At 62.5% G+C, this 24,022-nt stretch carries 27 protein-coding genes; 19 read left to right on the top strand and 8 right to left on the bottom strand.

The features are described 5' to 3' along the window. Positions 1-15: 15 nt before the first annotated feature. Positions 16-990, top strand: coding sequence for an Ig-like domain-containing protein (locus tag DWY95_RS11765; protein ID WP_243082742.1), 975 nt, complete (start codon positions 16-18; stop codon positions 988-990). Positions 991-1,091: 101 nt separating this feature from the next. Here the strand turns inward: DWY95_RS11765 and DWY95_RS17095 are convergent, their stop codons facing one another. Beyond that, entirely contained in the window at positions 1,092-1,253 is a 162-nt protein-coding gene (locus DWY95_RS17095; RefSeq protein ID WP_158577558.1) for a hypothetical protein, read from the bottom strand. A gap of 113 nt (positions 1,254-1,366) precedes the next feature. On the opposite strand from DWY95_RS17095, the gene DWY95_RS11760 reads away from it, so the two are divergent. From DWY95_RS11760 to DWY95_RS11710, 12 genes are all read left to right on the top strand, one after another. After that, complete coding sequence (locus DWY95_RS11760) at positions 1,367-2,308, top strand: ribonuclease Z (RefSeq protein ID WP_118553638.1); 942 nt, start codon at positions 1,367-1,369, stop codon at positions 2,306-2,308. Next, complete coding sequence (locus tag DWY95_RS11755) at positions 2,305-3,537, top strand: CCA tRNA nucleotidyltransferase (protein WP_243082740.1); 1,233 nt, start codon at positions 2,305-2,307, stop codon at positions 3,535-3,537. The genes DWY95_RS11760 and DWY95_RS11755 overlap by 4 nt, the downstream gene beginning before the upstream one ends. A 64-nt stretch (positions 3,538-3,601) precedes the next feature. Next, entirely contained in the window at positions 3,602-4,708 is a 1,107-nt protein-coding gene (gene mnmA, locus DWY95_RS11750) for a tRNA 2-thiouridine(34) synthase MnmA (protein WP_118553637.1), read from the top strand. Between the two features lie 104 nt (positions 4,709-4,812). Then, on the top strand, positions 4,813-5,583 hold the full coding sequence (locus tag DWY95_RS11745; protein ID WP_118553636.1) for a tRNA threonylcarbamoyladenosine dehydratase: 771 nt from the start codon (positions 4,813-4,815) through the stop codon (positions 5,581-5,583). Positions 5,584-5,590: 7 nt separating this feature from the next. Then, complete coding sequence (locus DWY95_RS16900; RefSeq protein WP_147365971.1) at positions 5,591-5,899, top strand: hypothetical protein; 309 nt, start codon at positions 5,591-5,593, stop codon at positions 5,897-5,899. 118 nt (positions 5,900-6,017) lie between these two features. Next, the gene (locus DWY95_RS11740; protein ID WP_118553635.1) at positions 6,018-6,905 is read left to right on the top strand and encodes a putative manganese transporter; all 888 of its coding nucleotides are present in this window, start codon (positions 6,018-6,020) and stop codon (positions 6,903-6,905) included. A 93-nt stretch (positions 6,906-6,998) separates the two neighbouring features. Continuing rightward, a complete protein-coding gene (locus DWY95_RS11735; RefSeq protein ID WP_118553634.1) occupies positions 6,999-7,889 on the top strand; it encodes an HAD family hydrolase in 891 nt (296 codons plus the stop codon). Then, positions 7,886-8,374 (top strand): DNA-deoxyinosine glycosylase, encoded by a 489-nt coding sequence (locus DWY95_RS11730; RefSeq protein ID WP_118553633.1) that lies wholly within the window; start codon positions 7,886-7,888, stop codon positions 8,372-8,374. Before DWY95_RS11735 ends, DWY95_RS11730 begins: the two co-directional genes overlap by 4 nt. Before the next feature lie 233 nt (positions 8,375-8,607). Continuing rightward, positions 8,608-9,231 (top strand): 5-bromo-4-chloroindolyl phosphate hydrolysis family protein, encoded by a 624-nt coding sequence (locus DWY95_RS11725; RefSeq protein WP_118553632.1) that lies wholly within the window; start codon positions 8,608-8,610, stop codon positions 9,229-9,231. A 64-nt stretch (positions 9,232-9,295) separates the two neighbouring features. Further along, positions 9,296-10,450, top strand: a complete 1,155-nt coding sequence (locus tag DWY95_RS11720) for a toxic anion resistance protein (protein WP_118553631.1) — start codon at positions 9,296-9,298, stop codon at positions 10,448-10,450. A 1-nt stretch (position 10,451) separates the two neighbouring features. Beyond that, entirely contained in the window at positions 10,452-11,210 is a 759-nt protein-coding gene (locus DWY95_RS11715; protein WP_118553630.1) for a LemA, read from the top strand. Next, positions 11,207-12,226 (top strand): TPM domain-containing protein, encoded by a 1,020-nt coding sequence (locus DWY95_RS11710; RefSeq protein WP_118553629.1) that lies wholly within the window; start codon positions 11,207-11,209, stop codon positions 12,224-12,226. The genes DWY95_RS11715 and DWY95_RS11710 overlap by 4 nt, the downstream gene beginning before the upstream one ends. Positions 12,227-12,280: 54 nt before the next feature. On the opposite strand, the gene upp is transcribed toward DWY95_RS11710, so the two are convergent. The 5 genes from upp to DWY95_RS11685 all read right to left on the bottom strand — a co-directional run bounded on the left by upp (position 12,281) and on the right by DWY95_RS11685 (position 15,922). Further along, on the bottom strand, positions 12,281-12,907 hold the full coding sequence (gene upp / locus DWY95_RS11705; RefSeq protein WP_097791990.1) for a uracil phosphoribosyltransferase: 627 nt from the start codon (positions 12,905-12,907) through the stop codon (positions 12,281-12,283). Between the two features lie 85 nt (positions 12,908-12,992). Next, positions 12,993-13,439: a ribose 5-phosphate isomerase B gene (rpiB, locus tag DWY95_RS11700; RefSeq protein ID WP_097791989.1), complete on the bottom strand. Its 447-nt coding sequence runs from the start codon at positions 13,437-13,439 to the stop codon at positions 12,993-12,995. Between the two features lie 4 nt (positions 13,440-13,443). After that, on the bottom strand, positions 13,444-14,172 hold the full coding sequence (tsaB, locus tag DWY95_RS11695) for a tRNA (adenosine(37)-N6)-threonylcarbamoyltransferase complex dimerization subunit type 1 TsaB (RefSeq protein WP_097791988.1): 729 nt from the start codon (positions 14,170-14,172) through the stop codon (positions 13,444-13,446). Further along, positions 14,169-14,594, bottom strand: coding sequence for a tRNA (adenosine(37)-N6)-threonylcarbamoyltransferase complex ATPase subunit type 1 TsaE (gene tsaE / locus DWY95_RS11690; protein ID WP_097791987.1), 426 nt, complete (start codon positions 14,592-14,594; stop codon positions 14,169-14,171). Before tsaE ends, tsaB begins: the two co-directional genes overlap by 4 nt. A gap of 128 nt (positions 14,595-14,722) precedes the next feature. Next, on the bottom strand, positions 14,723-15,922 hold the full coding sequence (locus DWY95_RS11685) for a C25 family cysteine peptidase (RefSeq protein WP_118553628.1): 1,200 nt from the start codon (positions 15,920-15,922) through the stop codon (positions 14,723-14,725). Positions 15,923-16,161: 239 nt separating this feature from the next. Here DWY95_RS11685 and DWY95_RS11680 point away from each other — a divergent pair, with 239 nt between their 5' ends. The 3 genes from DWY95_RS11680 (at position 16,162) to DWY95_RS11670 (ending at position 19,440) form a co-directional block, all read left to right on the top strand. Next, positions 16,162-17,379, top strand: coding sequence for an FtsW/RodA/SpoVE family cell cycle protein (locus tag DWY95_RS11680; protein ID WP_243082737.1), 1,218 nt, complete (start codon positions 16,162-16,164; stop codon positions 17,377-17,379). A gap of 24 nt (positions 17,380-17,403) precedes the next feature. Further along, positions 17,404-18,285 (top strand): YitT family protein, encoded by an 882-nt coding sequence (locus DWY95_RS11675; protein WP_118553626.1) that lies wholly within the window; start codon positions 17,404-17,406, stop codon positions 18,283-18,285. A gap of 219 nt (positions 18,286-18,504) precedes the next feature. Beyond that, positions 18,505-19,440 (top strand): GTP-binding protein, encoded by a 936-nt coding sequence (locus tag DWY95_RS11670; RefSeq protein ID WP_118553625.1) that lies wholly within the window; start codon positions 18,505-18,507, stop codon positions 19,438-19,440. Positions 19,441-19,452: 12 nt separating this feature from the next. On the opposite strand, the gene DWY95_RS11665 is transcribed toward DWY95_RS11670, so the two are convergent. Beyond that, entirely contained in the window at positions 19,453-20,706 is a 1,254-nt protein-coding gene (locus DWY95_RS11665) for a HAMP domain-containing sensor histidine kinase (RefSeq protein ID WP_118553624.1), read from the bottom strand. After that, a complete protein-coding gene (locus DWY95_RS11660; protein WP_118553623.1) occupies positions 20,703-21,422 on the bottom strand; it encodes a response regulator transcription factor in 720 nt (239 codons plus the stop codon). Before DWY95_RS11660 ends, DWY95_RS11665 begins: the two co-directional genes overlap by 4 nt. A gap of 174 nt (positions 21,423-21,596) precedes the next feature. On the opposite strand from DWY95_RS11660, the gene DWY95_RS11655 reads away from it, so the two are divergent. Genes DWY95_RS11655 through DWY95_RS11645 form a run of 3 tightly spaced genes read left to right on the top strand, consistent with a single transcriptional unit; the run spans position 21,597 to position 24,013 of the window. Next, positions 21,597-22,523, top strand: coding sequence for an ABC transporter ATP-binding protein (locus tag DWY95_RS11655; protein ID WP_118553622.1), 927 nt, complete (start codon positions 21,597-21,599; stop codon positions 22,521-22,523). Position 22,524: 1 nt separating this feature from the next. Next, the gene (locus DWY95_RS11650; protein ID WP_118553621.1) at positions 22,525-23,274 is read left to right on the top strand and encodes an ABC transporter permease; all 750 of its coding nucleotides are present in this window, start codon (positions 22,525-22,527) and stop codon (positions 23,272-23,274) included. Between the two features lie 4 nt (positions 23,275-23,278). Then, positions 23,279-24,013 carry an ABC transporter permease gene (locus DWY95_RS11645; RefSeq protein WP_118553620.1) on the top strand — a complete coding sequence of 245 codons (735 nt, stop codon included), beginning with the start codon at positions 23,279-23,281 and terminating at the stop codon, positions 24,011-24,013. The last annotated feature ends 9 nt before the right edge of the window (positions 24,014-24,022 follow it).

Raw genomic sequence — 24,022 nt, 5'->3', positions numbered from 1 at the left:
GGGACGTTCGACCCTATGAGACATTCTTTTCACCCGATGGGACGGGCGCTCTGTGCCCTGCTGCTGGGGGCAACGCTGACCCTCTCGCCGCTGGCGGCGCAGGCAGCGCCCCGTGCGGAGAACCGTTCCGCAAAGCTCGCGCTGGAAGTGACCGAGATGGAGCTGGAGATCACGGCGGACGACCCGCGCCCCAAAGCCTACCTTTACACCGGCGGGCAGAGCGATTATTACTTCATCGTCTGGATGAGCAGCAACCCCAGTGTGGCCACCGTGGACGGTGACGGCAAGGTGACGGCCCGCAGTGTGGGCAAGGCCACCATCACCGCCATCTCGGACCACGGCGACCGCGCCGCCTGCGAAGTTACCGTCACCCGCAAGGGGGAGGAGGCCGAGGCGCAGAAACCCACCCTCAGCGAGACCAGTCTGGAACTGGTGCAGCAGTATGATGCCCTGCACCCCGCAAAGCAGCTCACACTGACCAACAGCGACCATTCCTTTATTTATGTGTACCAGTGGCGCAGCAGCGACCCCAACATCGCCTCGGTCGATGACAAAGGCGTCGTGACAGCCCAGAAGCCGGGCAGCGCCACCATCACGGCGTTTGCTTCCAACGGGCAGGCGCTGCGGTGCGCCGTCACGGTCACATCCGAGGTCGGAAAGGTCACACTGAACAAGGCAGACCTGCTGCTCAAGACGGTGGGCAGTCAGGAGGCCCTGTGCGCCACGGTGGCCGTGGAGAGCGGCGGCAGTGTGCCCATCACCTGGGTCACCAGCAATCCGGGCGTTGCCACGGTGGACGCCAACGGCGTCGTGACGGCTGTGGCCGACGGCGAGGCAAAGATCACCGCCCTTTCGCCCAGCGGCCGATACGCGGTGTGCAGTGTGGTCGTCGGCCTGGCCGGGGACAAATACGACACCGAAGAGGACCTGGCCGACGAGCTCAAGCTCCCGGACCCGTATGTGGCCGTCCGGCTGAATCGGCTTTCCTGAGCATAAAAATAAGCCGCGCCTTCGCAGGTGCGGCTTATTTTCATGCGGTCAGATCTCGTTGCCGGAGTCAAGAGAAGATCTGAAATTTCACGAAAAATTTTTTACACCCCAGGCAGGAACAGCATCGTCCCGCGGGCGGCCATCATGGGCTGGAACGCGCAGCTGAACAGCCCGACCGCCACGGCCAGCACCAGGGCGAAGAGCAACAGCAGCATCAGACGGGGAGCGTGGGAAGACCTGCGGGAACCTTGCTTGCGCTGCATGGCGCATCCTCCTTTCCGGAACATCATCTGCCCCAGCCTATGCACCCGCTGCGCCGATTGTGCACCGGGGCGAAGTGTGGTACACTAAAGGGGAACGATACGGAGGACTTTTTATGCTGACCATTACTCTGCTGGGCACAGCGGCCACCATGCCACTGCCCGACCGCGCCCTGACGGCGGCGGTGGCTGAATGCGGCGGGCACAGCCTGCTGTTCGACTGCGGCGAGGGCACCCAGACCGCTGCCCGCCGCGCCGGGGTCAACCTGATGAAGCTGGACGCCATCTGCCTGACCCACTACCACGGCGACCATATCTTCGGTCTACCCGGCCTGCTGCAAACGCTGGGCTGTCAGGGCCGCACCCGGCCGCTGACGATCTTTGGCCCGGCCGAGGGGATGGAGCCGGTCTGGGGCGCCATCCGCACCCTGACCGGCCCCCAGCCTTATGTCATCCGGGCTGTGCCGCTGGGCACCGACCCCGTCCGGCTGGAAACGCTGGCTCCCGGCTGGCCGGTGGGGGCCGAACTGCTGCCCTTCCGGACGAAGCACCGGGTCCCCAGCCGGGGCTACCGGCTGGACCTGCCCCGCGCAGGCCGCTTTGACCCAGCCAGAGCCAGAGCGCTGGGGGTGCCGGTGCAGCAGTGGAGATCGTTGCAGCGCGGGGAGCCGGTCACTCTGGAAGATGGGACGGCCATTGCACCCGGACAGGTGCTGGGCGCACCCCGCAGGGGGCTGCGGTTCGTGTTTTCCGGCGATACGGCCCCCTGCGCCGCGCTGGAACAGGCCGCACAGGATGCGGACCTGCTCCTCTGCGATGCCACCTACCCGGACGATGCGCAGCAGGCCCAGGCGAAACAGTATGGGCACAGCACCTTCCGGCAGGACGCTGAACTGGCGGCGCGGGCCGGGGTACGGCGGCTCTGGCTTATGCACTATTCGCCCATCATCACCGACCCGGAAGCAGCCCGCCCGGCGGCGGAAGCGGCCTTCCCGTCGGTGGAATGCGGCGTGGACGGACAACAGATCATTTTGCGATACGACGAGGAACCTTCATGACAGCTGAGACCATTTCCTTCCCGCTGGACCCCGGTGCAGCGGCCCTGCTGACGCGCCTCCATGCGGCGGGCCATGCCGCTTATGCGGTGGGCGGCTGTGTGCGGGACAGTCTGCTTGGCCAGACCCCGCACGACTGGGACCTCTGCACCAGCGCGACCCCCGAACAGGTGCTGGAGTTGTTCGGGGAAGCGCACTGCATCCCGACGGGATTGCAGCACGGCACCGTGACCGTCAAACACGGCGGGGAGCTGTACGAGATCACGACCTTCCGCACCGAGGGGGCGTATTCCGACGGCCGCCACCCGGACCATGTCGCCTTTGTGCCGGACGTAAAAGAAGACCTGGCCCGGCGGGATTTCACCATCAACGCCATGGCCTATAACGCCGAAGAAGGGCTCATCGACCCATTCGGCGGGCAGAACGACCTTGCCGCCGGCATCGTGCGGGCGGTGGGGGAGCCGCAGCGCCGGTTCGAGGAAGACGCCCTGCGCATCCTGCGGCTCTACCGGTTCGCGGCCCGGTTCCGCTTTGCCATCGACCCGGCCACCGGGCAGGCGGCCAGAGCGCTCTGCCGCCATCTGGACTGCGTGTCCGAAGAGCGCATCGCGGAGGAACTGAGCCGTCTGCTGGCAGCTCCGGCACCGGGAGCTTATCTGGAAGCGGAGGTGCTGGCGGTCATCTTCCCGGAACTGGATGCGGCAGAGCTTCCGGAAAGCCGACGCATCCTCGACGCGCTGGAACCGGGCATGGAACACGTCCCGGTCCGGCTGGCTGCACTGCTGTGCCCGCTGGGCGAAGCCGGTGCAAGAGCGGCGCTCAGGCGGCTCAAGTGCTCCAACGCCCTGACCGGTACGGTGGCGACGCTGGTTCGGGAGGCAGCTGCCGAGATGCCCGGCGCTGCGCTGACGCTGACGGCCAGGCGGTTTTTGAGCCGCTATGACCTTGCCACGATTACGGATCTGACGGCCCTGTGCAGTGCCCGGCATCCGGAACAAGCTGAAGCGTTCGCCGCGCTGCAGCAGGAAGCCGCGCGGCTGGTGGAAACGAACGCCTGCTGCCGCATCAACCAGTTGGCCGTGAATGGCCGGGACCTGATGGACGCAGGTGTCCGGCCGGGGCCAGGGCTGCGCCGGGTGCTGGATACTCTGCTGGAACAGGTGCTCACCGGGCAGCTCCCCAATGAGAAAGCGGCACTTCTGGCCGCAGCGGCGCAGGTCGCTGCGTCTTGACAAGCGAACGGACGTGCGGTAGTATAATACTACTGCTTTTGTATGTTATAACATGAGGAACAAAATGACAGAAACACAGAATGCAAAACGCCCCGGTGCGCTCATTGCGATGAGCGGCGGCGTAGACAGCTCGGTTGCAGCCTGGCTGATGCAGCAGAAGGGCTATGCCTGCACCGGCATCACGATGCGGCTCACCCGCAACGAGACGCTGGGCCAGTCCGGCTTTCACACCTGCTGCTCGGAAAAGGACATCGAAGATGCCGCCGAGGTGGCGTATGCGATGGATATCCCCTATGAGGTGCTGGATTTCACCGCCGACTTCCGGGAAAAGATCATCGAAAAATTCATCCGGGTCTATGAGGCGGGCGGCACCCCGAATCCCTGCATCGACTGCAACCGGTATATGAAGTTCGACCACCTTCTCTCCTGGGCGCGGGAGCATGGGATGGAGTATGTGGTCACAGGCCACTATGCCCGCGTGGAGCAGGACGAGGCCACCGGCCGCTGGCTGCTGAAGAAGGGTCTGGACGAAGGAAAAGATCAGAGCTATGTGCTTTACAACCTGACACAGGAGCAGCTGGCTCATGTCCGCCTGCCGCTGGGGGCACTGCACAAGAGCGAGGTGCGTGAGATCGCGGAGCAGCAGCATTTCATCAACGCCCGCAAGCACGACAGCCAGGACATCTGCTTTGTGCCGGATGGCGACTACGAAAAGTTCATGGAAGATTTCACCGGCAAGCGCTACCCGGCAGGCGATTTCCTCGACGAGGCAGGCCGCAAAGTGGGCACCCACAAGGGGGCCGTGCGGTATACCATCGGCCAGCGGAAGGGTCTGGGCCTTGCCATGGGCGCACCGGTCTACGTCTGCGCCAAGGATATGCAGGCCAACACGGTCACGGTCGGCCCGGAGAAAAGCCTGTTCGACCGCATCGTCTACGCCGAGGAGGTCAACTGGATCGCCATCCCGGCGCTGACGGCCCCGCTGCGGGTTACGGCCCGCACCCGGTATCATCAGGTCGAGCAGGCCGCGACCGTCTACCCGGCGGGCGAGGATCGGTTCCGGCTGGAATTTGACGAGCCGCAGCGCGCGCCTACGCCGGGGCAGGCGGTGGTGCTGTATCAGGGCGATGTGGTCCTGGGCGGCGGTACCATCGTGCGGGTGGAAAAGTGACCCGCTCAGGCTGCAGGCGTGGGAACGTTCGGAAGTAAACGAAAAACAACTGCGTCGGGCAAGTGAAACAACAGGCGCAGCGGAACAAGAAGTGGAGAGTATTTATGCAAGATCAGTATTCCCGCACCCAGCTGCTGCTGGGCAAGGAAGCCATGGAAACGCTGCACCATTCCCGCGTGGCAGTGTTCGGCATTGGCGGCGTGGGCGGCTATACCGTTGAGGCACTGGCCCGCAGCGGCGTGGGTGCGCTGGACCTCATCGACGACGATAAGGTCTGCCTGACCAACCTGAACCGCCAGATCGTGGCCACTCGCAAGACGGTGGGGCAATATAAGGTGGATGTGGCGGAACAGCGCATCCACGAGATCGACCCCAACATCAAGGTCACGACCTACAAGACCTTCTTTACCCCGGAGACGCAGGACCAGTTCGATTTCACCCAGTACGACTATGTGGTGGATGCCATCGACACCGTCACCGGCAAGATCGCGCTGGTGGTCAAGGCAAAGGAGGCGGGCACGCCCATCATCTGTGCCATGGGCGCAGGCAACAAGATGGACCCCACCCGCTTTGAGGTGACGGATATCTACAAAACTTCCGTCTGCCCGCTGGCCAAGGTCATGCGCACCGAGTGCCGCAAGCGGAAGATCAAGCACCTGAAGGTCGTCTACTCCAAGGAGCCTGCCATGACGCCCATCGAGGACGATTCCATCAGCTGCAAGAATCACTGCATCTGCCCGCCGGGCACCCAGCGCAAGTGTACCATCCGCCGCTCCGTCCCCGGCTCCAATGCCTTTGTGCCGTCGGTCGCCGGCCTCATCATCGGCGGCGAGGTCGTCAAGGACCTCGTCGGCTTTGTGCCTCTGAAGGGGTAAGCAGAAATTGAAATCGGCTCTGTCGAAAAATCGGAAAAGCGTTTGCGCCGACTGGCGCACCGCCCGATTTTTTGGCAGGGCCTTCTTCTTTGGGATTATCAAGGGCGAGCAGCCCTTGATTCGTGCCTCCCGTCCTTGCCGCGCTGAACACGCGGCATTTGCTTCGCAAACCGGACGTCGGCTTAAAAGCCCCGCAGGGGCTTTCATGGCTTCGCCACCGCCGAGCTTCTCAAAGCGGCTTTTCTGGTTCTCTTTTGGCACGCAAAAGAGAACATATCCTACGCAGCAAAAAGGAAAAATAGAAAAACGCAAATAAATTGCAAATTCCTCTTGCAATTTGCGCCGAAACCATGTATAATCTCCCTTGCACGAAAACGCAATCAATTTGCAATTTATAAAACTGAAGCGCCGTTCCGGTGCAAGGAGAACCCCGTATGGAACTGTTTTTGGATGTTTTGGGCGAGAGCCTGGTCGATACGGCCAAGATGCTGCCCTTTCTGTTTTTGGCCTATCTGTTCATTGAATACGTTGAGCACCGCCACGGCGAGAAGATCGAGGCCGTGCTGGAACGTAGCGGCCGCTGGGGGGCCATCCCGGCGTCGCTGCTGGGCTGTGTGCCGCAGTGCGGCTTTTCGGCCATTGCATCGAACTTTTATGCCTCCCGCGTCATCTCGCTGGGCACCCTCATCGCGGTGTTCATCGCCACCAGCGACGAGGCGGTGCCGCTGCTGATCTCGATGCCGGCGTACTGGGATAAGCTCGTGCTGCTGATGGTCATCAAGGTACTGTACGCCATTGCAGTGGGTCTGGTACTGGACTTCGTGCTCCGCGGCATCCTGCCCAAGTCCCTGCGGGGCGGCTACACCGGCAGCGCCGATGAGATCGACTGCCATGAGACCCACGATGACGAGGAGGGGCATGAACGCCCCATCTGGCAGGCCGCGCTCCGCCATACGCTGGAGATCTTCGTCTTCATCTTCGGGTTCAGCCTGCTCTTCGGCCTCATCGTCGAGGGCGTGGGCGAGGATGTGTTCGCGGACGTTCTGGGCCAGATGGGCTTCTTCCAGCCGGTGTTCTCGGCGCTGGTGGGCCTCATCCCCAACTGTGCGGCCAGCGTTCTGCTGACCCAGCTCTATGTTGAAGGCGCCCTCCGCTTTTCCAGCCTGGTGGCGGGCCTGTGCACCGGCGCAGGCGTGGGCCTGGCGGTGCTCTGGCGGGCGAACCCCTCCTGGAAGCAGAACCTCTTCATCACCGGCCTGACCTGGGCCTCCGGCGCTGCCGTGGGCGTGGGCATCCAGCTCGTGGTCGCGCTGGTGGGCTGAGCCGGATCTATTATTTGATCTGCCGTCCTGAAATTGCTCAGGGCGGCTTTTTGTGGTATACTGGAACATATTATAAAAGCAAGGGAGAACACCATGCAATATCAACTTCTGGCAAGTGATTTCGATAACACGCTGGTCCCCTTCGGGGAGCCGAAGCCCCACCCGGCGGTGGTCCGGGCTGTGAAAAAGATGCAGGCGGCGGGCGGCAGGTTCGTGCTCAGCACCGGGCGCGGGTACTGCGTCGTCAACAAAGAGCAGCTGGGCGGCATCCGCTTCGATTACGCCATCACCTGCAACGGGGCCTGTGTCGTGGACAAAAACGGCACCGTCGTGGCCGAACACCCGCTGACCAACGAGGAAATGTACGCCCTCGTGGATTTCTGCGAGGATTACAACTACCCATTGCAGTTCAACTACCGGGATGCCTATTACGCCTACTGCGAGTACGATGCGCTGAAGAGCTTCTACGATTCCCTGCCGAAAAGCGGCCTGACCTGCCTGGATGGTGAGGACCAGGACCGCCACCTCATCGACATGCCCCACGCGGCCTTCGTGGTCATGCCGCCGCAGGAGTTGGCCCGCTTCCACGAAAAGTTCGGCCATCTGGGCCTGCACTTCATGCAGACGGGCGGCGTCGGCCGAGACGGCTGGTGCTGCTACGACGTCGTGCGCGGCGGTATGGATAAAGGCGTGGGGCTTTCGGACCTGTGCGAGAAGATGGGCCTGACCCTGGCCGACGCCGTGGCGGCGGGCGATTCCGCCAACGATGTGGGGATGCTGAAGGCGGCGGGCCTCGGCTGCTGCATGGCCAACGGCACCGCCGACGCAAAGGCTGCGGCCGACCGCGTCATCGGCGATGTGCGGGAGGATGGCCTGGCCGCTCTCATCGAGGAACTCTGGTTCGACGGCCCGAAGGCTGTGCCCTCCGGCCGCGACCTTGGCTCGGCCTGGGACGCAATGGAAAAGGCAGGCGTGGCGGAATGAGCTTTGCGCCGGTCTACAATGAGCACAGCCGCGCCCTCATCCTCGGCACCTGGCCCAGCCCGAAAAGCCGCGAGATGGCGTTCTATTACGGCCACCCGCAGAACCGCTTCTGGCCCATGCTGGCCGCGCTGACCGGGGAAGCCGTGCCCGCGCGGGAGGACATCGAGGCCAAAAAGCAGATCATCCTCCGCCATGGGTTGGCGTTGTGGGACACGCTGGAGCGCTGCACCATCACCGGGGCGTCGGATGCGTCCATCCGGGATGTGGTCCCCAACGACATCGCAGGGCTGCTGGAAAAAGCGCCCATCGAGGCGGTGTTCTGCAACGGGGCGACGGCCTATAAGATTTATACCAACTATCTGGAACCCATCAGCGGCATCCCGGCGGTCAAGCTGCCCAGCACCAGCCCCGCCAACGCCGCCTGCCGCCCCGACCAGCTGAAAGAGATCTGGGGGAACGCTTTGGAACGCTGGATCTTGCCTTGAGCGCGAAGCCCGGCTGTGCAGGAGCCGCAGGCGACAACGCACAGACCTGCCCGGCCTGCCAAGGGCTCGCCCTATGGGAGAGCTGGCATCGCAGAGCGATGACTGAGAGGGCAAGCCATGAAATCTTGATTTCAAAGCTGTAAATTATTCGTGAAACGCTTGCGTTTTTCCCAAAAGGCTTTATTATGGAACCATACAGGGAGCTGCAGGCTCCCGGACAAGGAGTTCGAAACATGAGCAAGATCATTCGCACCTCAAAGCCCAGCGTTCTGCCGTGGTATGCGGCGGCGCTGGTGTTCGTGGTGCTCTGCGCGGTGCTGCCGGTGTATCAGCTCTGGGCGCTGCTGGTGTCGCTGGGCGGTGCCTGCGCGGCGTTCGGCGCGGCAAAAAAAATCTGCCCGCCCCGCGTGGTGGAGCATGAAGTGCCCTTCCACACCGGCGTGGACGATGTGGACGCCATGCTCACCGGGATGCAGAAGCAGCTGGATACTCTCCACGCCCTGAACGAGGCCCTGCCGGACCCGAACCTCTCGGCGGCGATGACCCGGATGGAAAAAGCGGGCCGCTCCATCGTGGAGACGGTGGAGGCCAGCCCCGCCAAGGCCAAACAGGTGCGTCGGTTCGCCAACTACTACCTGCCCGATGCCGTGAACGTGCTGCAGCAGTACGCCAGGCTGGCCCGACAGGGCGTCAAGGGCGAGAACGCCGCTTCCATCCGCGCGGAAGTGGAGCACAATGCGGCGTCCATTGCCACGGCATTTGAAAACCAGCTCGATGCCCTCTATGCGGCGGAGAGCATGGACCTCTCGGCAGACCTGACCGTGCTGCAGAACATGCTCAAGGGCCAGGGCTTATAACGGAAGACCGGCGCAGGCCGCCGTGCGGCAGGCGCTGTTGGAACTGGAAAGGACGGAATCAACAATGGCTGATAACAATACCCTGAATTTTGACCTCGATGCCCCCGCAGTACCCACTCTGACGCTGGACCCCGCTCCCGCTGCTGCGCCGGTGGAGGAGAAGAAGGAAGCCCCCGCCCCCGCCGCACCGGAAGTCCGGCTGACCCCGGAGGAGCAGGCAATGGTGGATTCCTTCGCAGAAAAGATCGACATCACCAACAGCCAGCAGGTGCTGCAGTATGGCTCCGCCTGCCAGAAAAAGATCGGCGACTTCTCCGAAGCCGCCCTCTCCAAGGTCTCCACCAAAGACCTGGGCGAGGTGGGCGACATGATCACCGACCTCATCGGAGAGCTGAAGAACTTCGACGCCAACGAAGAACAGCAGAAGGGCATTTTGGGTTTCTTCAAGAAGAAGGGCGACCAGCTGGACAACCTCAAGACCAAGTACAGCAAGGCCGAGACGAATGTGGAAAACATCCAGTCCATGCTGGAGGGCCATCAGGTCCAGCTGCTCAAGGATATCGCGATGCTGGATAAGATGTACGACCTGAACATGGCCTACTTCAAGGAGCTGAGCATGTATATCCTGGCCGGCAAAAAGAAGCTGGCCGAGGTCCGCGCCAACGAGCTGCAGCAGGCCATGGACAAGGCGAAGACCTCCGGCCTGCCCGAAGATGCCCAGGCCGCCCGCGACCTGGCCGACCAGTGCGAGCGCTTTGAAAAGAAGCTCTATGATCTGGAGCTGACCCGGAACATCAGCCTGCAGATGGGCCCGCAGATCCGCCTGCTGCAGAACAACAACACCATGATGGCCGAAAAGATCCAGTCCACCATCGTGAACACCATCCCCCTGTGGAAGAACCAGATGGTGCTGGCGCTGGGGCTGGCCCACACCCAGAAGGCCATGCAGGCTGAGCGCGCCGTCACCGATATGACCAACGACCTGCTCAAGAAAAACGCCGAGGCCCTCAAGATGGGCACCATCGAGACGGCCAGGGAGTCCCAGCGCGGCGTGGTCGATATCGAGACGCTGCAGCAGACGAACAAGAGCCTCATCGAGACCCTCGACGAGCTGAACAAGATCCAGAACGAGGGCCGCGCAAAGCGGGTGGCGGCTGAGCAGGAGCTGACCCGCATCGAGGACGAACTCAAGACCAAGATGATGGAGATCCGGAGCTAAGATGGCGAACGCAGATTTTTCCCAGAATCAGAATCCCAACCCCGGCGGCTTTGACGCAGGCAGCTACCGCGAGGCGGCACCGAAGACCGAAACGGCCCGCCTGACCCCGGCACAGCAGAAGCTGGCCGGGCTGGAAGCGGCCCTTCCGGCGGCACTGCGCACCCAGGGCGCGGCCCTTGCGCTGAGCGTGGTGGTCATGCTGGCGGCATTCTTCGGCTTTGGCGGAGCCAAGCTCAAGGCCAAGGCCAACGAAGCCGCCAAGTGGTACACCGTCGGTGTTTCAGCCGACGGCGGCTACAGCCTGAGCGAAGAGCTGACCACCCGCGCCAACACGGCGGCGAACATCCTCACCACCGGTGTCAATACGCTGGGGGGCGACAACGCCGAGGTGCTGGCCGCGCAGGATGCGCTGAGCGATTTCAATGCCTGCCTGGAAGCCGTGCAGAACGGCGGCAAAAAACAGTCCCTGACGGCGCTGCCCTATTATCAGGGCAGCACGATGCAGGCACTCTATCAGGCCGATGCCGCCCTGGGCGCGGCCATTGACCAGCTCTATGCAAAATTGCAGGAGCAGGCCGCCGACCCCATGAAGATGGGCGCGGTGCAGGGCCAGTACGGCCAGTTCAACAGCGCGGCCACCATCATCGGCAACCTGACCTATAACGAAACGATCTACGCGTATCAGAAGGACACCGGCGGCTTCCCGGCCAGTGTGCTGAAGGGCCTGTTCGGCGTCAAGGAGGTGGAACCTTTCGCATGAAAACAATGAAACGATTTGCTTCCCGGCTGTGTGCCGTGCTGCTGGTCCTGACGGTCGGCGTCACGGCGCTGGTGCCTGCTGCCTTTGCGGCCAAGGCCCAGCTGCCCAGCCTGCCCAGCGACCAGTGCGTCGTGGACGATGCCAATGTCCTGAGCGACAGCACCACCACGACGATCGAGAACCTCAACGCCCAGCTGACCGAACAGTGCAGCGGGGCACAGATCGGTGTGCTGACCGTGGAGTACACGGGCAGCGTCTCCACCGAGGACTACGCTGTGCAGGCCGCCAACGCCTGGGGGCTGGGCAGCTCCAGCAACAACAACGGTGTGCTCATCCTTCTGGTGATGCAGTCCCAGCAGTATGCAGACGGCGACTATTATCTGGCGACAGGCGACGGCTTCCGCAACACCACGCTGGAAAAGCAGGCCAGCGCCATTGCGCAGACCATGGAGGACAGCTTTGCGGCGGGCGACTATGACGCCGCCGTGACCACCTGTGCCCAGAATGTGGCCAGCACCATTGCCGACATCTACGGCGTGACCCTGAGTGGTACGACCGGCAGCACCGGCACGGTGGGCAATGGCAATACGGGCAGTTACAATGATTCCTATTACGATGCCCCGGCGGCATCCTATCAATCGCCCTTCGTGACGCTTCTGTCCGTTCTGGTCATCCTGTTTGCCCTGAAGGTGATCTTCAGCGGCATCCGGCATGGCATGGGCGGTGGCGGTTTCGGCCCCTTCTTCGGCTTTGGTCTGGGCTACGGCCTAGGCAGCCGGCGCCGCCGCAGACCTCCGTATGACGACTGGGGTCCCGGCGGCCCCAGAGGCCCCCGCCCGCCCCGTCCGCCGCGCGGCGGCGGGCCGCGTCCTCCCCGTGGGGGCGGCGGCTTCGGCGGAGGTTCCTTTGGCGGCGGCATGGGCGGCGGACGCTCCGGCGGCAGTTTTGGCGGCGGCGGGAGCTTCCACGCGGGCGGCGGCTCGTTCCATGGCGGCGGCGGTGGCCGCGGCAGATAAGCAAAAAAATGGCTGTGCAGCCGGGCTGCACAGCCATTTTTCGTTCGGTTGAGATTACTTGGTGCCGTAGATACGGTCGCCTGCGTCACCCAGGCCGGGCACGATGTAACCGTTCTCGTTCAGATGGTCGTCCTTGGCACCCAGATAGATATCGACATCGGGGTGTGCCTTGTGCAGGGCCTCAATGCCTTCCGGAGCAGCGATCAGGCCGATGAACTTGATCCGCTTTGCGCCGTGCTTCTTGATCTGGCTGATGGCGTCGATGGCGCTGCCACCGGTGGCCAGCATCGGGTCCAGGACCAGGACGTCGCGCTCAGCGATATCCTGGGGCAGCTTGCAGAAGTACTCCACGGGCTGCAGGGTGGTCTCGTCGCGGTACAGGCCGATGAAGCCGACCTTTGCGGCGGGCAGCAGGGTCAGCATACCGTCCAGCATACCCATGCCTGCGCGCAGGATGGGCACCAGAGCCAGCTTGCGGCCAGCCAGGACCTTGGTCTTTGCCATGGTGATGGGCGTCTCGATCTCGACCTCTTCCAGAGGCAGGTCACGGGTGGCTTCGTAGCACAGCAGGGTCGCGATCTCGCCAACGAGGTCACGGAACTCCTTGGTGCCGGTCTGCTTGTTGCGAAGCAGGCTGATCTTGTGCTGCAGCAGGGGATGCTCAACGATCATAGGGGTCATAATAAACGCTCCTTTTTTATTGGATAAAACCTCTCCGTCTCGCCTTTGGCTCGCCAGCGATGACGGAGAGGTCGAACGGACAGGTTTACCGGTTCTCGATCGCCATCAGCTTGGCGATGCGGTTGGCGTGGCGGCCGCCCTCGAACGGGGTGTTCAGGAACAGGTCCACCAGCTGGCAGGCCAGGCCGGGGCCGACGACGCGGCCGCCCATGCACAGGGCATTGGCATCGTTGTGGCGGCGGGTGTACTCACAGCTGAAGCTGTCGGAGCAGCAGCAGGCGCGGATGCCCTTGACCTTGTTGGCGGCCATGCTGATGCCGACACCGGTGCCGCAGAACAGCAGGGCCTTGCTGCACTGGCCGCTCACAACGGCGTCGCAGGCGGGCAGGGCCATATCGGGATAATCCACGCTGGCGGTGCTGTGGGTGCCGAAGTCGATGTACTCCAGCCCCAGCTCGTCCAGATGAGCCTTGACGGCTTCTTTCAGTTCAAATCCGCCGTGGTCAGCGGCGAGAGCAATGGGTTTTGCCATGGTCTTAGTCCTTTCCATTATCCGTTTTGACGTTCTGGGCGGCTTCGGCGGCAAGGCGCTCGGCGCGTTCCCGCTCGGCCTGGCTCAGCCGGTGGTAATCCGGCAGAAGGGCTTCGGGCAGGACGGCTTCGCCCCGCTCGGCCATCTGCTTTGCCACCAGCGCAACGGCTGCGGCCCGCCCGCCCCGCAGGGCAGGCGGCACACAGAGCACACCCGGAACATTGCTGTATTTATTATAGCACAGAGATGCGCCATCACCAACAAAAAACAGGGGCTTTTTGCAATTTTCTACAAATTGGGCAAGGTCAGCCACGGCGCGGGCGTCGTCGTCCAGAAGCCGTGCGTGGGTGGCCAGGTCGAACGCAGCGCTGTATACCTGTGCGCGGCGGGCATCCAGTGCGCAGAGCACGGTGCCCTCGCCGGTGTGGGCTGCGGCCAGCGCTTCCAGCGTCGAGACCGGGGCGCAGAGCGTTTCGCGCGGGAAGGCAAGGCCCTTGACCGCAGCCAGCCCGATGCGCAGGCCGGTGAAGCTGCCGGGGCCGGCATTGACGCCGAACAGGTCGATGTCCTTGCAGGTCAGGCCGCAGAGCCGGAGACAGCCGTCGATGAGGGGCATCAGCGTCTCGCTGTGGGTCATCCCGGCATCCAGATAGCACTCATACAGCAGGCGGTCGCCCTGCATCAGGGCCACGCCGACGGTCTTTCCGGCGGTGTCCACGGCTAAAATATTCATAGTTCGACCCCCTCGATGGTGATGCGGCGGGTGGTATCGTCCAGCCGCTCGATGTGGATGCGGATCGGGTCTTCCAGCGCCAGCAGGTCGGCGAAGTTCTCACTCCACTCGGCGGCGACGATGGCCCCCTGATCCAGATAATCGTAGAACCCGGCCGCGCACAGGTCGTTCTCGGTGGAGATGCGGTAGAGGTCAAAATGCGCGAACGGGCGCGGGCCGCGGTAATAGTTCACGATGGCAAAGGTGGGGCTGCTGACCGGGTCGGTGCAGCCAAGGCCCTCGGCCAGGCCCTCGCAGAAGGCGGTCTTGCCTGCGCCGAGACCGCCGGTAAACGCGATGAGGGAGCCGTCCGGCAGGGCAGCGGCCAGCCGCCTGCCCAGTGCCACGGTCTCCTCCCGCGAAGTCGTGATAAATTGAGACATAAGATGCACTCCCATCTGGAGGCTCAATCCGCCCCGGCGGACCGAAGGCGGGACTGAGGGTTTGAAAAAGAGGATGGCAGATTTCTGCCATCCCCCAGTATACTATAAATCGCCTCAAAGTGCAACGCTTACGCGGCCTGCTGCACGGGCGTCTCGTCGGCAGGCTCTTCGATGATGGGCAGAGCCGCATCGGCATCGCCCAGCAGCATGGTGTAGGCCGCCGCCGCATGGGGGCGCTTGCCGCCCTGCGCGGTGTACCAGACGAGGTCGTCTGTGCCATAGGTCGCCTGCGCGTGTGCTACGGCCTGCCCGATGCTCTGCCCCAGGATGAGGTAGTTGACCGTGTCCCACAGCATGCTGCGGGAGTAAACGGTGTAGACGTTGTTGACATAGCCCACCACAGCGGAGGCTCCGCCTGCCAGCAGGGCGTTTGCCATCGAGAGGTCGATGCTGTCGTCCACACCCAGGAACTCGCAGGTCTCGGAGTAGACGAGGGTGTCCTTCAGCTGGCCGAAGCGGTAGGCATTCTTGAAGAAGCCCGCCGTGACGCAGTACCGACCGTTGATCTTGATGACCCGGTGGGTCAGCAGGTCAAAGCCGTAGAAGAGATCCCGCGTCATGCTGGATTCCTCCGTCAGCAGGATGACCGGTTCGGTGCGCAGCTGCCGGAACAGGCCGCGCGCGTAGGTGTAGTAGGCACCATGGGCGCTCAGGATGCACAGGTCGTACCGGTCCATCCGGCGCAGGTCTGCCACTGTGACCATCGTGTCGATGCGGGTGTTCAGCCCCATGGCCGTCCAGAAGCCCTTCATATAGGAATAATAAGGATAGCGGGAGCTGTTGACCGTGTTGTCAAAGGCATAGTAGATCATGGCCGAACCAAGATTTCCGCGGGGGGCATTGGACATCTCCTGCAGATCGACCGAGGGCATCTGGGAGAGGGTCATGGCGGCGTTTTCCTCCTCCGGGTCATCCACGAGGATGCCGCCCTGCACACCGCAGCTGTAGGAGAAGCTGACCATGCCGTTCGCTTCGTCTATGTAGATCGAGCGCACCGAAACAAGGCCCTGTTCCGCCAGCTGCCGGAGCTGGGCCTGTGCAGCGGCAAAGCGCTCGGCGCGGGAGAGCACGGCAAAATCGCCGCTGTCCGTCAGGGCCGCAACGGCGCTGTCCGCCTCCTGCATCTGGGCCGCATCCTCGCGGGTCAGGGTGTTGGAAACGGCCAAATCGTCCGCCCCGGCTGCCAGTGCGGTGGTGGGGAAGAGAGCAGCGAGCAAAAAGCTCAATGCGCAGAGCGCAGATAAAAATCGTTGAACGGGTGCTTTCATGCAAAAAGTCCTCCAGAGGGCCTGCCGGTCGGCAGGACTTCCACGTCCATTGTAGAGGGTCTGTTCCGCTTTGTCAAGGCTGGTCGGCAGGATTTTGCAAAGCTGTCACAGCCGTACGAAAAATCTGTGAAAAATACACCCCGTCTTGCGCAGAATCACGCATTGCTGTATAATACACTAAAATGGGGGAGCAGCGGAAAAAAGCTCCCCCTGCTGGAACACGAAAGGGCGGTGCTTCTTTGGAGAGCATTCAACGATATTTCAAACGAACGGATAAAGTGTACCTGCTGCTGTGCATTTTCAGCAGCGTAATGGCCTGTGTGGCGCTGTCGTCCTGGGCGGCGAAGCAGGGCAATGGATTTGCCGTGGATGAGATCACGGGCCAGATCACCGGTATCGGCGACTACCGCCGCGCACTGGTGCAGGGCGTTTCGGCCCTCGTTGGCATCGCGGTGGCGCTGCTGCTGTCCAATGTTGACTACCGCAGCCTCGTCAAAGTGTGGCCGGTGCATGTGGCCCTGACCTGGGGCCTGGTGCTGCCGACGCTGTTCATCCGGAACGTGACCGTTGGCCCGCTGACCATCGGCTACAATGCAGGCGACACCGACAACTACTCCTGGTACAAGCTGGGCGGCTTCACCCTGCAGCCCACCGAGCTGGCCAAGATCAGCTTCATCCTGACCTTTGCGATGCACCTGAACAATGTGCGGGGGCGCATCAACGAGCCGAAGGAGCTGGGCAAGCTGCTGCTGCATCTGGCCGTCCCCATCCTCATCATCCATGTGCAGGGCGACGACGGCACGGCCATCATCTATGCCATCATCGGGTGCAGCATGATGTTTGCGGCGGGCCTGAGCTGGAAGTATATCATCGGGGCGCTGGCGGCAGCGGGCATGGCAATGGCGGCGGCCTTTGCCTTTTTCAGCGATAAGATCGGCAAGGGCTACCAGTGGTACCGCATCCTGGCTGTGCTGGACCCGGAGAACAAGACCGGCTGGGCCCCCAGCGAGGCCGTCTGGAAGAACATCATCTACCAGCAGCAGCGCGGCGAGATCGCGCTGGGCAGCGGCGGCATCTTCGGCAACGGGCTCTTTGGCGGCGGTTATTACAGTGTGCCCAACGCCCACAACGACTTCATCTTCAGCTGGATCGGCAACGTGACGGGCTTTGTGGGCTGCTGCGTGGTGCTGGGGGTGCTGTTCGCCATCGTCATCAAGACCTTTCTGACCGGTGCCCGCAGCGAAGATCTGCTGGGCACCTTCATCTGCGCCGGCATCGGCGGGGCGCTCATGGCCCAGATCGCGGTCAATGTGGGGATGAACCTGCGCGTCCTGCCCGTCATCGGCGTCACCCTGCCGTTCTATTCGGCGGGCGGCAGCTCGGTGATGATGCTGTATATCTGCGTCGGGCTGGTGCTGTCGGTCTATATCCACAATACGAAAAAACTGTTTGGTTGATCAGGAAAAAGGAAAAGAGAGTTTATGGAAACATCTGCGGAAATGACCCTGCGGGAAAAGGGGATGAAGTACGTCAAGCAGTACGTCCTCATCACACTGAGCATCTCCATCATGTCGGTGGGCGTGTACTTCTTCAAGTTCCCCAACAACTTCGTCTTTGGCGGCGTGACCGGTACGGCGGCTCTGGTGGCCAAACTGACCCCGATGTCGGCCTCGGCCTTCTCCTCGGCGGCGAACCTCGTGCTGCTGGTGGTGGGCCTCATCTTTCTGGGCAAAGAGTTCGCCATGACCACGGGCTATGCGACCTTTGTGATGTCGGCGGAGCTGATGGTTCTTGAAAAGCTTTGCCCCCTCAGCGGCCCGCTGTCCGACCAGCCCATGCTGGACCTGCTCTTCGCCATTGCGCTGCCGGCCATCGCCTCGGCACTGCTGTTCAATGTGGGCGCGTCGTCCGGCGGCACCGACATCATCGCCCTCATCGTGGAGAAATACACCCACATCCACAGCATCGCGGTCGCGCTGTTCATCACAGACCTGTTCATGGTCATCGCGGCCTGCTTCGTCTTCGACCTGTACACGGCACTCTATTCCTTCGTAGGTCTGACGGTCAAATCGCTGGTCATCGACGCTGTGCTGGAAAAGATCAAGATGTGCAAGGCCATCCTCATCGTCTGTGATGAAAAGAAACCCATCTGCGATTTCGTCATGCGCAAGCTGATGCGCGGCGCGACCTATACGCCCTGCTTCGGTGCCTACACCGATAAGCCCCACTACATCATCTACACCACCCTCACCCGCCACGAGGCCGACCAGCTGCAGGACTTCATCCACAAAGAGCATCTGAACGCCTTCATGTCCATGCTGAGCACCACCGAGGTCTTCGGCAAGGGCTTCAACCACGCATAAGAGAACATGATCCTCCGGACGCTGATGCAGTGCGCTGCACCGGCGTCTTTTTTTGGCCGCGATCCGGTGGGCCGCTGAATCGGTATGTACCACATCGAGGATGGAAGCGTAGAGTTTCTATAAGGACCAGACAAGGGGAGGGCCATGCGCCTTCCCCTTGCTTGTTTTTGCTGGTTATAGTATACTGACCCTGAAATCAAAACAGCGGAGGGGACAACGATGGTACAGGTAGATCTCATCACCGGCTTTCTGGGAGCCGGAAAGACCACATTTCTGCGCCGGTACGCGGCATATCTGGTGGCACAGGGGCATAATGTCTGCATTCTGGAAAACGACTTCGGCGCCGTGAACGTGGACGCCATGCTGGTGCAGGACCTTCTGGGCGACCACTGCGAGATCGAGACGATCAGCGGCGGGTGCGACTGCGACACCCACCAGCGCCGGATGCGCACCAAGCTCATCTCCATGGCGATGCGCGGCTTTGACCGGGTGCTCGTGGAGCCGAGCGGCATTTTTGACGTGGACGAGTTCTTCGATGTCCTGCGGGACGACCCGCTGGACCGGTGGTATCAGCTGGGCAATGTCATCGCCATCGTGGATGCGCTGCTGCCGGAGACCCTCTCGGCACAGGCCGATTATATCCTGGCGTCCGAGGCGGCCAACGCAGGGAGGGTGGTGTTCAGCCGGAGCCAGCTGGCCGACGCTGCGGACATGCAGGCCGCACAGGAACATCTGCGCCGTGCATTGACCGCCTGCAAGTGCAGTCGGAGCTTCCAGCCCGGCGAGTTCCTGACCAAAGACTGGGCCGACCTGACGGATGCCGACTTCGCGGCCCTCGACTGCTGCGGCTATCGGCAGGCCAGCTGCGAAAAGCTGCATTTTGACGAGCACCGGGCCTTTGGTTCGGCCTATTTTCTGGAATTGGGCCTGCCGCGGGAGCAGCTGGAACGGAACATCCCGTCGCTGTTCACCGACCCCGCCTGCGGCCATGTGCTGCGGGTGAAGGGCTTCGTGCAGGATGCAGGCGGCTGGGTGGAGCTGAACGCTACCGCCGACGGCCTGACCGCTGCGGGCATTCCCAATGGGCAGGAGGTGCTCATCGTCATTGGCGAGGGGCTGGAGAAGGAGAAAATCGAAGAGAAGCTGAAACGGTGAGGTATGGCCCTCTCAGGCGCTTCGCGTCAGCTCCCCCAGCGGGAGGCGGATGATCGCTCTGGCTCCATGGGGGTGGTTCTGTTCGAACACGGCAGTTCCGCCGTGGGCGGCGGCGATCTGCTCCACGACATGCAGGCCGAGGATGTGGGGAGCATCCTCAGAGGATTCCGGCTCTTTGAGCTCGGCCAGCACGGCGGGCGGGTAGCCGACGCCGTCGTCGGTGAAGGTCAGGCAGAGCTGACGGCTGCGGACCTCGGCACACAGGCAGACGGTCACCGGCTGCTGGTTGTGCCGGACGCTGTTGCTGAGCAGGTTTTCCACCAGCCGCCCCAGAAGGGCGGGGTCTGCAGAGATTTGGGCCTGTTCGGCATCGAGGGTCTGGGTCAGCGAGAGGTCGCACTGGTCGGCCAGGGGGCTGTCGCAGAACTGGGCCACCAGCTGCCGCAGCAGCGGGCCGACGGTCAGCAGCTCCCGCCGGAGGGGCTGGGCTCCATATTGGAGCTTGCTGGTCAGGTTCAGATCGTCGATGAGGGTGCGCAGCCGCTCGCTCTGGGTGCGGATGCCGCCGGCTTTCTGCCGTGCCGGGGCGGGCAGGGCTGCATCCTGCTCCAGCTGTTCGGCCCAGCCTAAGATCAGCGCCAGCGGGGTGCGCACATCGTGGCTGACGCCCGCGATCCACTGGGTGCGGGCATTGTCCCGCCGGGCAAGGGCCAGCAGTTCTCTGGCACCCCGCCAGCTGAGCAGAAAGCAGACAGCCAGCCCGGCCGCCAGCATCCCAAGCAGGCAGGGGAGGAGGAACCCGGCAATGTCGGTCAGCATCCCCGGCGAGGTGTAGACCGTGTACTTCCACATGCTGCCCGGCTCCGTACCGGCCACGAACAGCCCGTAGTCCTCCGTCCAGCAGAAGACCGGGTAGTCGTCCAGATACCAGCGCGAGAACCGGGCCACATCGCTGGAGGTGTAGCGGCGGTCGAGCGTCCGGGGCAGTGCATAGCTCCAGATCACCCGGCCGTCGGCGTCCAGCACCATGGCCCAGGAGTAGCCGTCCATCCATTCTTCGGGGGTGTGCTGCGGGCCGAAGGCAAGGCCGTCGGCAGTCTGCACCATGGAATCGGCAATGTTGCTGTAAGAGTATTCCCGCTTGGGGCGCTGCCATTCCCGCCAGAGCACCCAGCCCAAAAAGCTGGTGCCCAGCACGAACATCAGCAGCACAATGCCCACCGCCGCCAGCAGATACCGCCGGAGAAGGCGCGAAAAGATTTTCATGAGCGTACCTCCCCGGCCAGTTTGTAGCCGATGCCCCGCACGGTGCGCAGAAACTGCGGCCTGCCGGGCAGGGGCTCCAGCTTTTCGCGCAGGTGGCGGATGTGGACGTTCAAACTGTTTTCACAGCCGTAGTAATCCGCGCCCCAGACGGCTTCGCACAGGGCGTCATAGGTCACGATGTGGCCCCGATTCTCGGCCAGCTTGCGCAGCAGGGCCAGTTCGGTGGCGGTCAGGGGCAGGGCGGAACCGTCCGGAAGCTGGACCAGCGCATCGTTGAGCTGGACGATACGGTCCCCCAGTGTCAGCTGCTGCGAAGCGCCCCGCGCCAGCTCGGTGCGGTAGACCCGCTGCAAAATGTGCTGTACCCGCAAGAGAAGCTCCTGCATGAGGAAAGGTTTGGTTAGATAATCGTCTGCGCCAAGGCCCAGCCCGAACAGCCGGTCTGCATCCGCATCCCGTGCGGAGAGGAACAATGCCGGGACATCCGCTTTTGCCCGCAGTGCCCGGAACAGCGAAAACCCGTCGCCGTCCGGCAGGTTGATGTCCAGCACCATCAAGTGGGGCGGTGCGGCGTCGAAGGCAGCCCGCGCAGCGGCACAGGTGGCTGCGGTGCGGATGTGGTGATACCCGGCCCCGCTCAGCTGTTCGCAGAGCAGGCGGAGCAGGTCCGGGTTGTCGTCCACCAGAAGAAGTTCGGCATCATAGATGGAAGTCATAGCGTTCGTGTTCCTTTGTGCGTTTTTTCTTCACTATACCACAAATGGCCCGGCAGAGCAGCGCTTTGCCGAAAATTTAAGGCCAAATTAAGCTCGGCTTCCGGGTGGATTAAGGCAGCGGGTGTATCCTGAACGTGTTCCCAACAACAGGGAACACGAAAAGGAGCGGATAGCATGAAATCTGTGATCGAAACGCACGACCTTTGCAAAAGCTACCATGGTCACCCGGTGGTGGACCATTTGAACCTGATCGTCCCGCAAGGGTGTGTCTACGGCTTTTTAGGCCCCAACGGTGCGGGCAAATCCACCACGATGAAGATGCTGCTGGGGCTTGTGCACCCCACCGGCGGCAGCGTGGAGCTGCTGGGGCACACCCTGAACGAAGCAAACCGCATTGCCCTGCTGCGGCAGACCGGCAGCCTGATCGAATCACCGTCCGGCTATCTCCACCTGACGGCGCGGGAGAATCTGGCCATCGTGGCCGACCTGAAGAAGGTGGAGCGCCGGGACATCGACCGGGTGCTGGACATCGTACACCTGACCAAAGACGCTGACCGGAAGGTGGGGCAATATTCCCTTGGCATGAAGCAGCGGCTGGGCATCGCCATGGCGCTGCTGGGCAGCCCCAAACTGCTGATTTTAGACGAGCCCACCAACGGTCTGGACCCGGCGGGCATTCAGGAGATGCGCAGCCTCATCGCCGCCATGCCGCAGACCACCGGAGCCACCGTGCTGATCTCCAGCCACCTGCTGGGCGAGATCGAGCAGATGGTGGATCAAGTGGGCATCCTGAACCACGGCAAGCTGCTGTTCGAGGGTTCCTTGCAGCAGCTGCAAAAACACAGCCGGGGCGGCATTCTGCTGCGGGTGCTGGATGTGTCAAAGGCCCTTGCCGTGATGAACGAGCAGGGGATGCAGGCAGCAGCCCGGACGGAGGAGCCGGACGTCGTTCTGCTGCCGCCGCAGGACGATGCCGCGCTGGCGGCACTGGTCTGTGCGCTTGCCGAACGCGGGGTAGGTGTCGTGGGGCTGACGGCCCAGACAAAGAGCCTTGAGGATATCTTCCTCAGCCTGACCCAGACCAGCGGGGAGGTGGCGTAAGATGGCAGCTTTCCGTGCAGAACTGCAAAAAGCCCACCGTCGGCACGACCTTGCTCTCTGCCTGCTCATCCCCGGCATCGTCGTGCTGTGGGTGGGCGGCCTTGCCCCGGCAGACCCGGAGGAGCTTGCCAACGGTTACAGCGCCCTGCTTTACAGCCTGCCCGTCATTGAGGCCATTTTGATGCCGGTGATGATGGCAGTGCTGGCCTCCCGGCTGTGGGATATGGAGATCAAAGGCAACACCGCCAAGCTGCTCTACACCCTGCAGAGCCGCCGCAGCCTGTTTGCAGGCAAGGCGGTCTTTGGAGTGCTGGAAGTTTTGCTGGTCACGGTGCTGGAGCTGGCCTGTGTTCCGGTGCTGGGGCGTGTCCACGGTTATACCGAAGCCTTTCCCACCGGGCAGCTATGCTATCTGTTCGTCTGCACGCTGGCGGTGGACGCAATGCTTTTCTTTGGAGAATTTCTGCTGATGCTGTGGGTAGGCAATCCCCTGCCGGCGCTCTGCGTGGGCATTGTCGGGGCGCTGGTGGGTCTGTTCTCTGGTTTTATGCCGCCGCTTGTCAGTTACTTTGTACCCTTTGGGTACTACATCCCTCTGAGCGCCTACGAAGTGGCGAACTGGGACAAGGCTACCCACACCGTCACCTACGGCACCCGCCCCTTCAACTGGGGACTGCTGGCCTTCATCCTTGCGCTGGGCGCTGTGCTGTTTGCCCTTGCGTGGCGCAAGGTACAGGACGAGGAGGTATAAAACCATGCTGAAACGCTGCATTCTTGCGGAGAACCGCAAACTCCACGCATCTCCCATCTGGGCCATGTTCTTTGTGCTGCCCATTCTTTCCGCCACCTATGGCACGTTCAATTATCTGCAAAATCTGGAGATCCTCACCGAAGGCTGGTACAGCCTTTGGACCCAGCACACCCTGTTTTATTCCATGCTCTTCTTCCCTGCCATGGTAGCCACCTATGCTGCTTACTTGTGGCGGCTGGAACATCTGGGGCACAACTGGAACCTGATCATGGCAAGCCCTGTACCGCCGCTGGACCTGTTTGCCGCAAAGTTTGCGGTGGTGATAAAGCTGGCGCTGCTGACCCACGGCTTTGTGTTCGCGCTGTTCGTGTTCTGCGGTAAGGTATTTGCCCATCTGCCCGGCTGGCCGCCGGTTCGGCTGCCGCTCTTTCTGCTGCGGGGGTTGCTGGGCGCACTGGCCGTCATTGCCGCGCAGCTGGTGCTGGCCATGATCATCCGCAGCTTTGCCGTGCCCATTTTTCTGGGGTTGCTGGGCGGCATTACCGGCATCTTTATCAGCTCCAAGGGTCATGGGTTGTTGTGGCCCTATTCCCTGATGCAGCTCGGTATGAACTCCAACAGAAGTGCGGATGCTCTGGCTGGCAGCTACGGGCTGTTTGCAGCCAGCTGTCTGGGGTGGCTGGCGGTGTTCTTTCTGCTGGCACATCTTCTGCTGCGCAGATGCGATGTCCGGGCCTGAGCGTTCTGC

Origin of the sequence: Faecalibacterium sp. AF28-13AC, assembly GCF_003478405.1 — a bacterium.
In the GTDB taxonomy this organism is placed as follows: Bacteria; Bacillota; Clostridia; order Oscillospirales; family Ruminococcaceae; genus Faecalibacterium; species Faecalibacterium prausnitzii_E.
Note: the sequence above shows the minus strand (reverse complement) of the source record. Positions and strands in the feature narration are given on the sequence as shown.

Bases quoted from the DNA above. Each gene is read 5' to 3' on its own strand.
- DWY95_RS11765 (WP_243082742.1), top strand. From the start codon at position 16: ATGAGACATTCTTTTCACCCGATGGGACGGGCGCTCTGTGCCCTGCTG.
- DWY95_RS17095 (WP_158577558.1), bottom strand. From the start codon at position 1,253: ATGCAGCGCAAGCAAGGTTCCCGCAGGTCTTCCCACGCTCCCCGTCTG.
- DWY95_RS11760 (WP_118553638.1), top strand. From the start codon at position 1,367: ATGCTGACCATTACTCTGCTGGGCACAGCGGCCACCATGCCACTGCCC.
- DWY95_RS11755 (WP_243082740.1), top strand. From the start codon at position 2,305: ATGACAGCTGAGACCATTTCCTTCCCGCTGGACCCCGGTGCAGCGGCC.
- mnmA (WP_118553637.1), top strand. From the start codon at position 3,602: ATGACAGAAACACAGAATGCAAAACGCCCCGGTGCGCTCATTGCGATG.
- DWY95_RS11745 (WP_118553636.1), top strand. From the start codon at position 4,813: ATGCAAGATCAGTATTCCCGCACCCAGCTGCTGCTGGGCAAGGAAGCC.
- DWY95_RS11740 (WP_118553635.1), top strand. From the start codon at position 6,018: ATGGAACTGTTTTTGGATGTTTTGGGCGAGAGCCTGGTCGATACGGCC.
- DWY95_RS11735 (WP_118553634.1), top strand. From the start codon at position 6,999: ATGCAATATCAACTTCTGGCAAGTGATTTCGATAACACGCTGGTCCCC.
- DWY95_RS11730 (WP_118553633.1), top strand. From the start codon at position 7,886: ATGAGCTTTGCGCCGGTCTACAATGAGCACAGCCGCGCCCTCATCCTC.
- DWY95_RS11725 (WP_118553632.1), top strand. From the start codon at position 8,608: ATGAGCAAGATCATTCGCACCTCAAAGCCCAGCGTTCTGCCGTGGTAT.
- DWY95_RS11720 (WP_118553631.1), top strand. From the start codon at position 9,296: ATGGCTGATAACAATACCCTGAATTTTGACCTCGATGCCCCCGCAGTA.
- DWY95_RS11715 (WP_118553630.1), top strand. From the start codon at position 10,452: ATGGCGAACGCAGATTTTTCCCAGAATCAGAATCCCAACCCCGGCGGC.
- DWY95_RS11710 (WP_118553629.1), top strand. From the start codon at position 11,207: ATGAAAACAATGAAACGATTTGCTTCCCGGCTGTGTGCCGTGCTGCTG.
- upp (WP_097791990.1), bottom strand. From the start codon at position 12,907: ATGACCCCTATGATCGTTGAGCATCCCCTGCTGCAGCACAAGATCAGC.
- rpiB (WP_097791989.1), bottom strand. From the start codon at position 13,439: ATGGCAAAACCCATTGCTCTCGCCGCTGACCACGGCGGATTTGAACTG.
- tsaB (WP_097791988.1), bottom strand. From the start codon at position 14,172: ATGAATATTTTAGCCGTGGACACCGCCGGAAAGACCGTCGGCGTGGCC.
- tsaE (WP_097791987.1), bottom strand. From the start codon at position 14,594: ATGTCTCAATTTATCACGACTTCGCGGGAGGAGACCGTGGCACTGGGC.
- DWY95_RS11685 (WP_118553628.1), bottom strand. From the start codon at position 15,922: ATGAAAGCACCCGTTCAACGATTTTTATCTGCGCTCTGCGCATTGAGC.
- DWY95_RS11675 (WP_118553626.1), top strand. From the start codon at position 17,404: ATGGAAACATCTGCGGAAATGACCCTGCGGGAAAAGGGGATGAAGTAC.
- DWY95_RS11670 (WP_118553625.1), top strand. From the start codon at position 18,505: ATGGTACAGGTAGATCTCATCACCGGCTTTCTGGGAGCCGGAAAGACC.
- DWY95_RS11665 (WP_118553624.1), bottom strand. From the start codon at position 20,706: ATGAAAATCTTTTCGCGCCTTCTCCGGCGGTATCTGCTGGCGGCGGTG.
- DWY95_RS11660 (WP_118553623.1), bottom strand. From the start codon at position 21,422: ATGACTTCCATCTATGATGCCGAACTTCTTCTGGTGGACGACAACCCG.
- DWY95_RS11655 (WP_118553622.1), top strand. From the start codon at position 21,597: ATGAAATCTGTGATCGAAACGCACGACCTTTGCAAAAGCTACCATGGT.
- DWY95_RS11650 (WP_118553621.1), top strand. From the start codon at position 22,525: ATGGCAGCTTTCCGTGCAGAACTGCAAAAAGCCCACCGTCGGCACGAC.
- DWY95_RS11645 (WP_118553620.1), top strand. From the start codon at position 23,279: ATGCTGAAACGCTGCATTCTTGCGGAGAACCGCAAACTCCACGCATCT.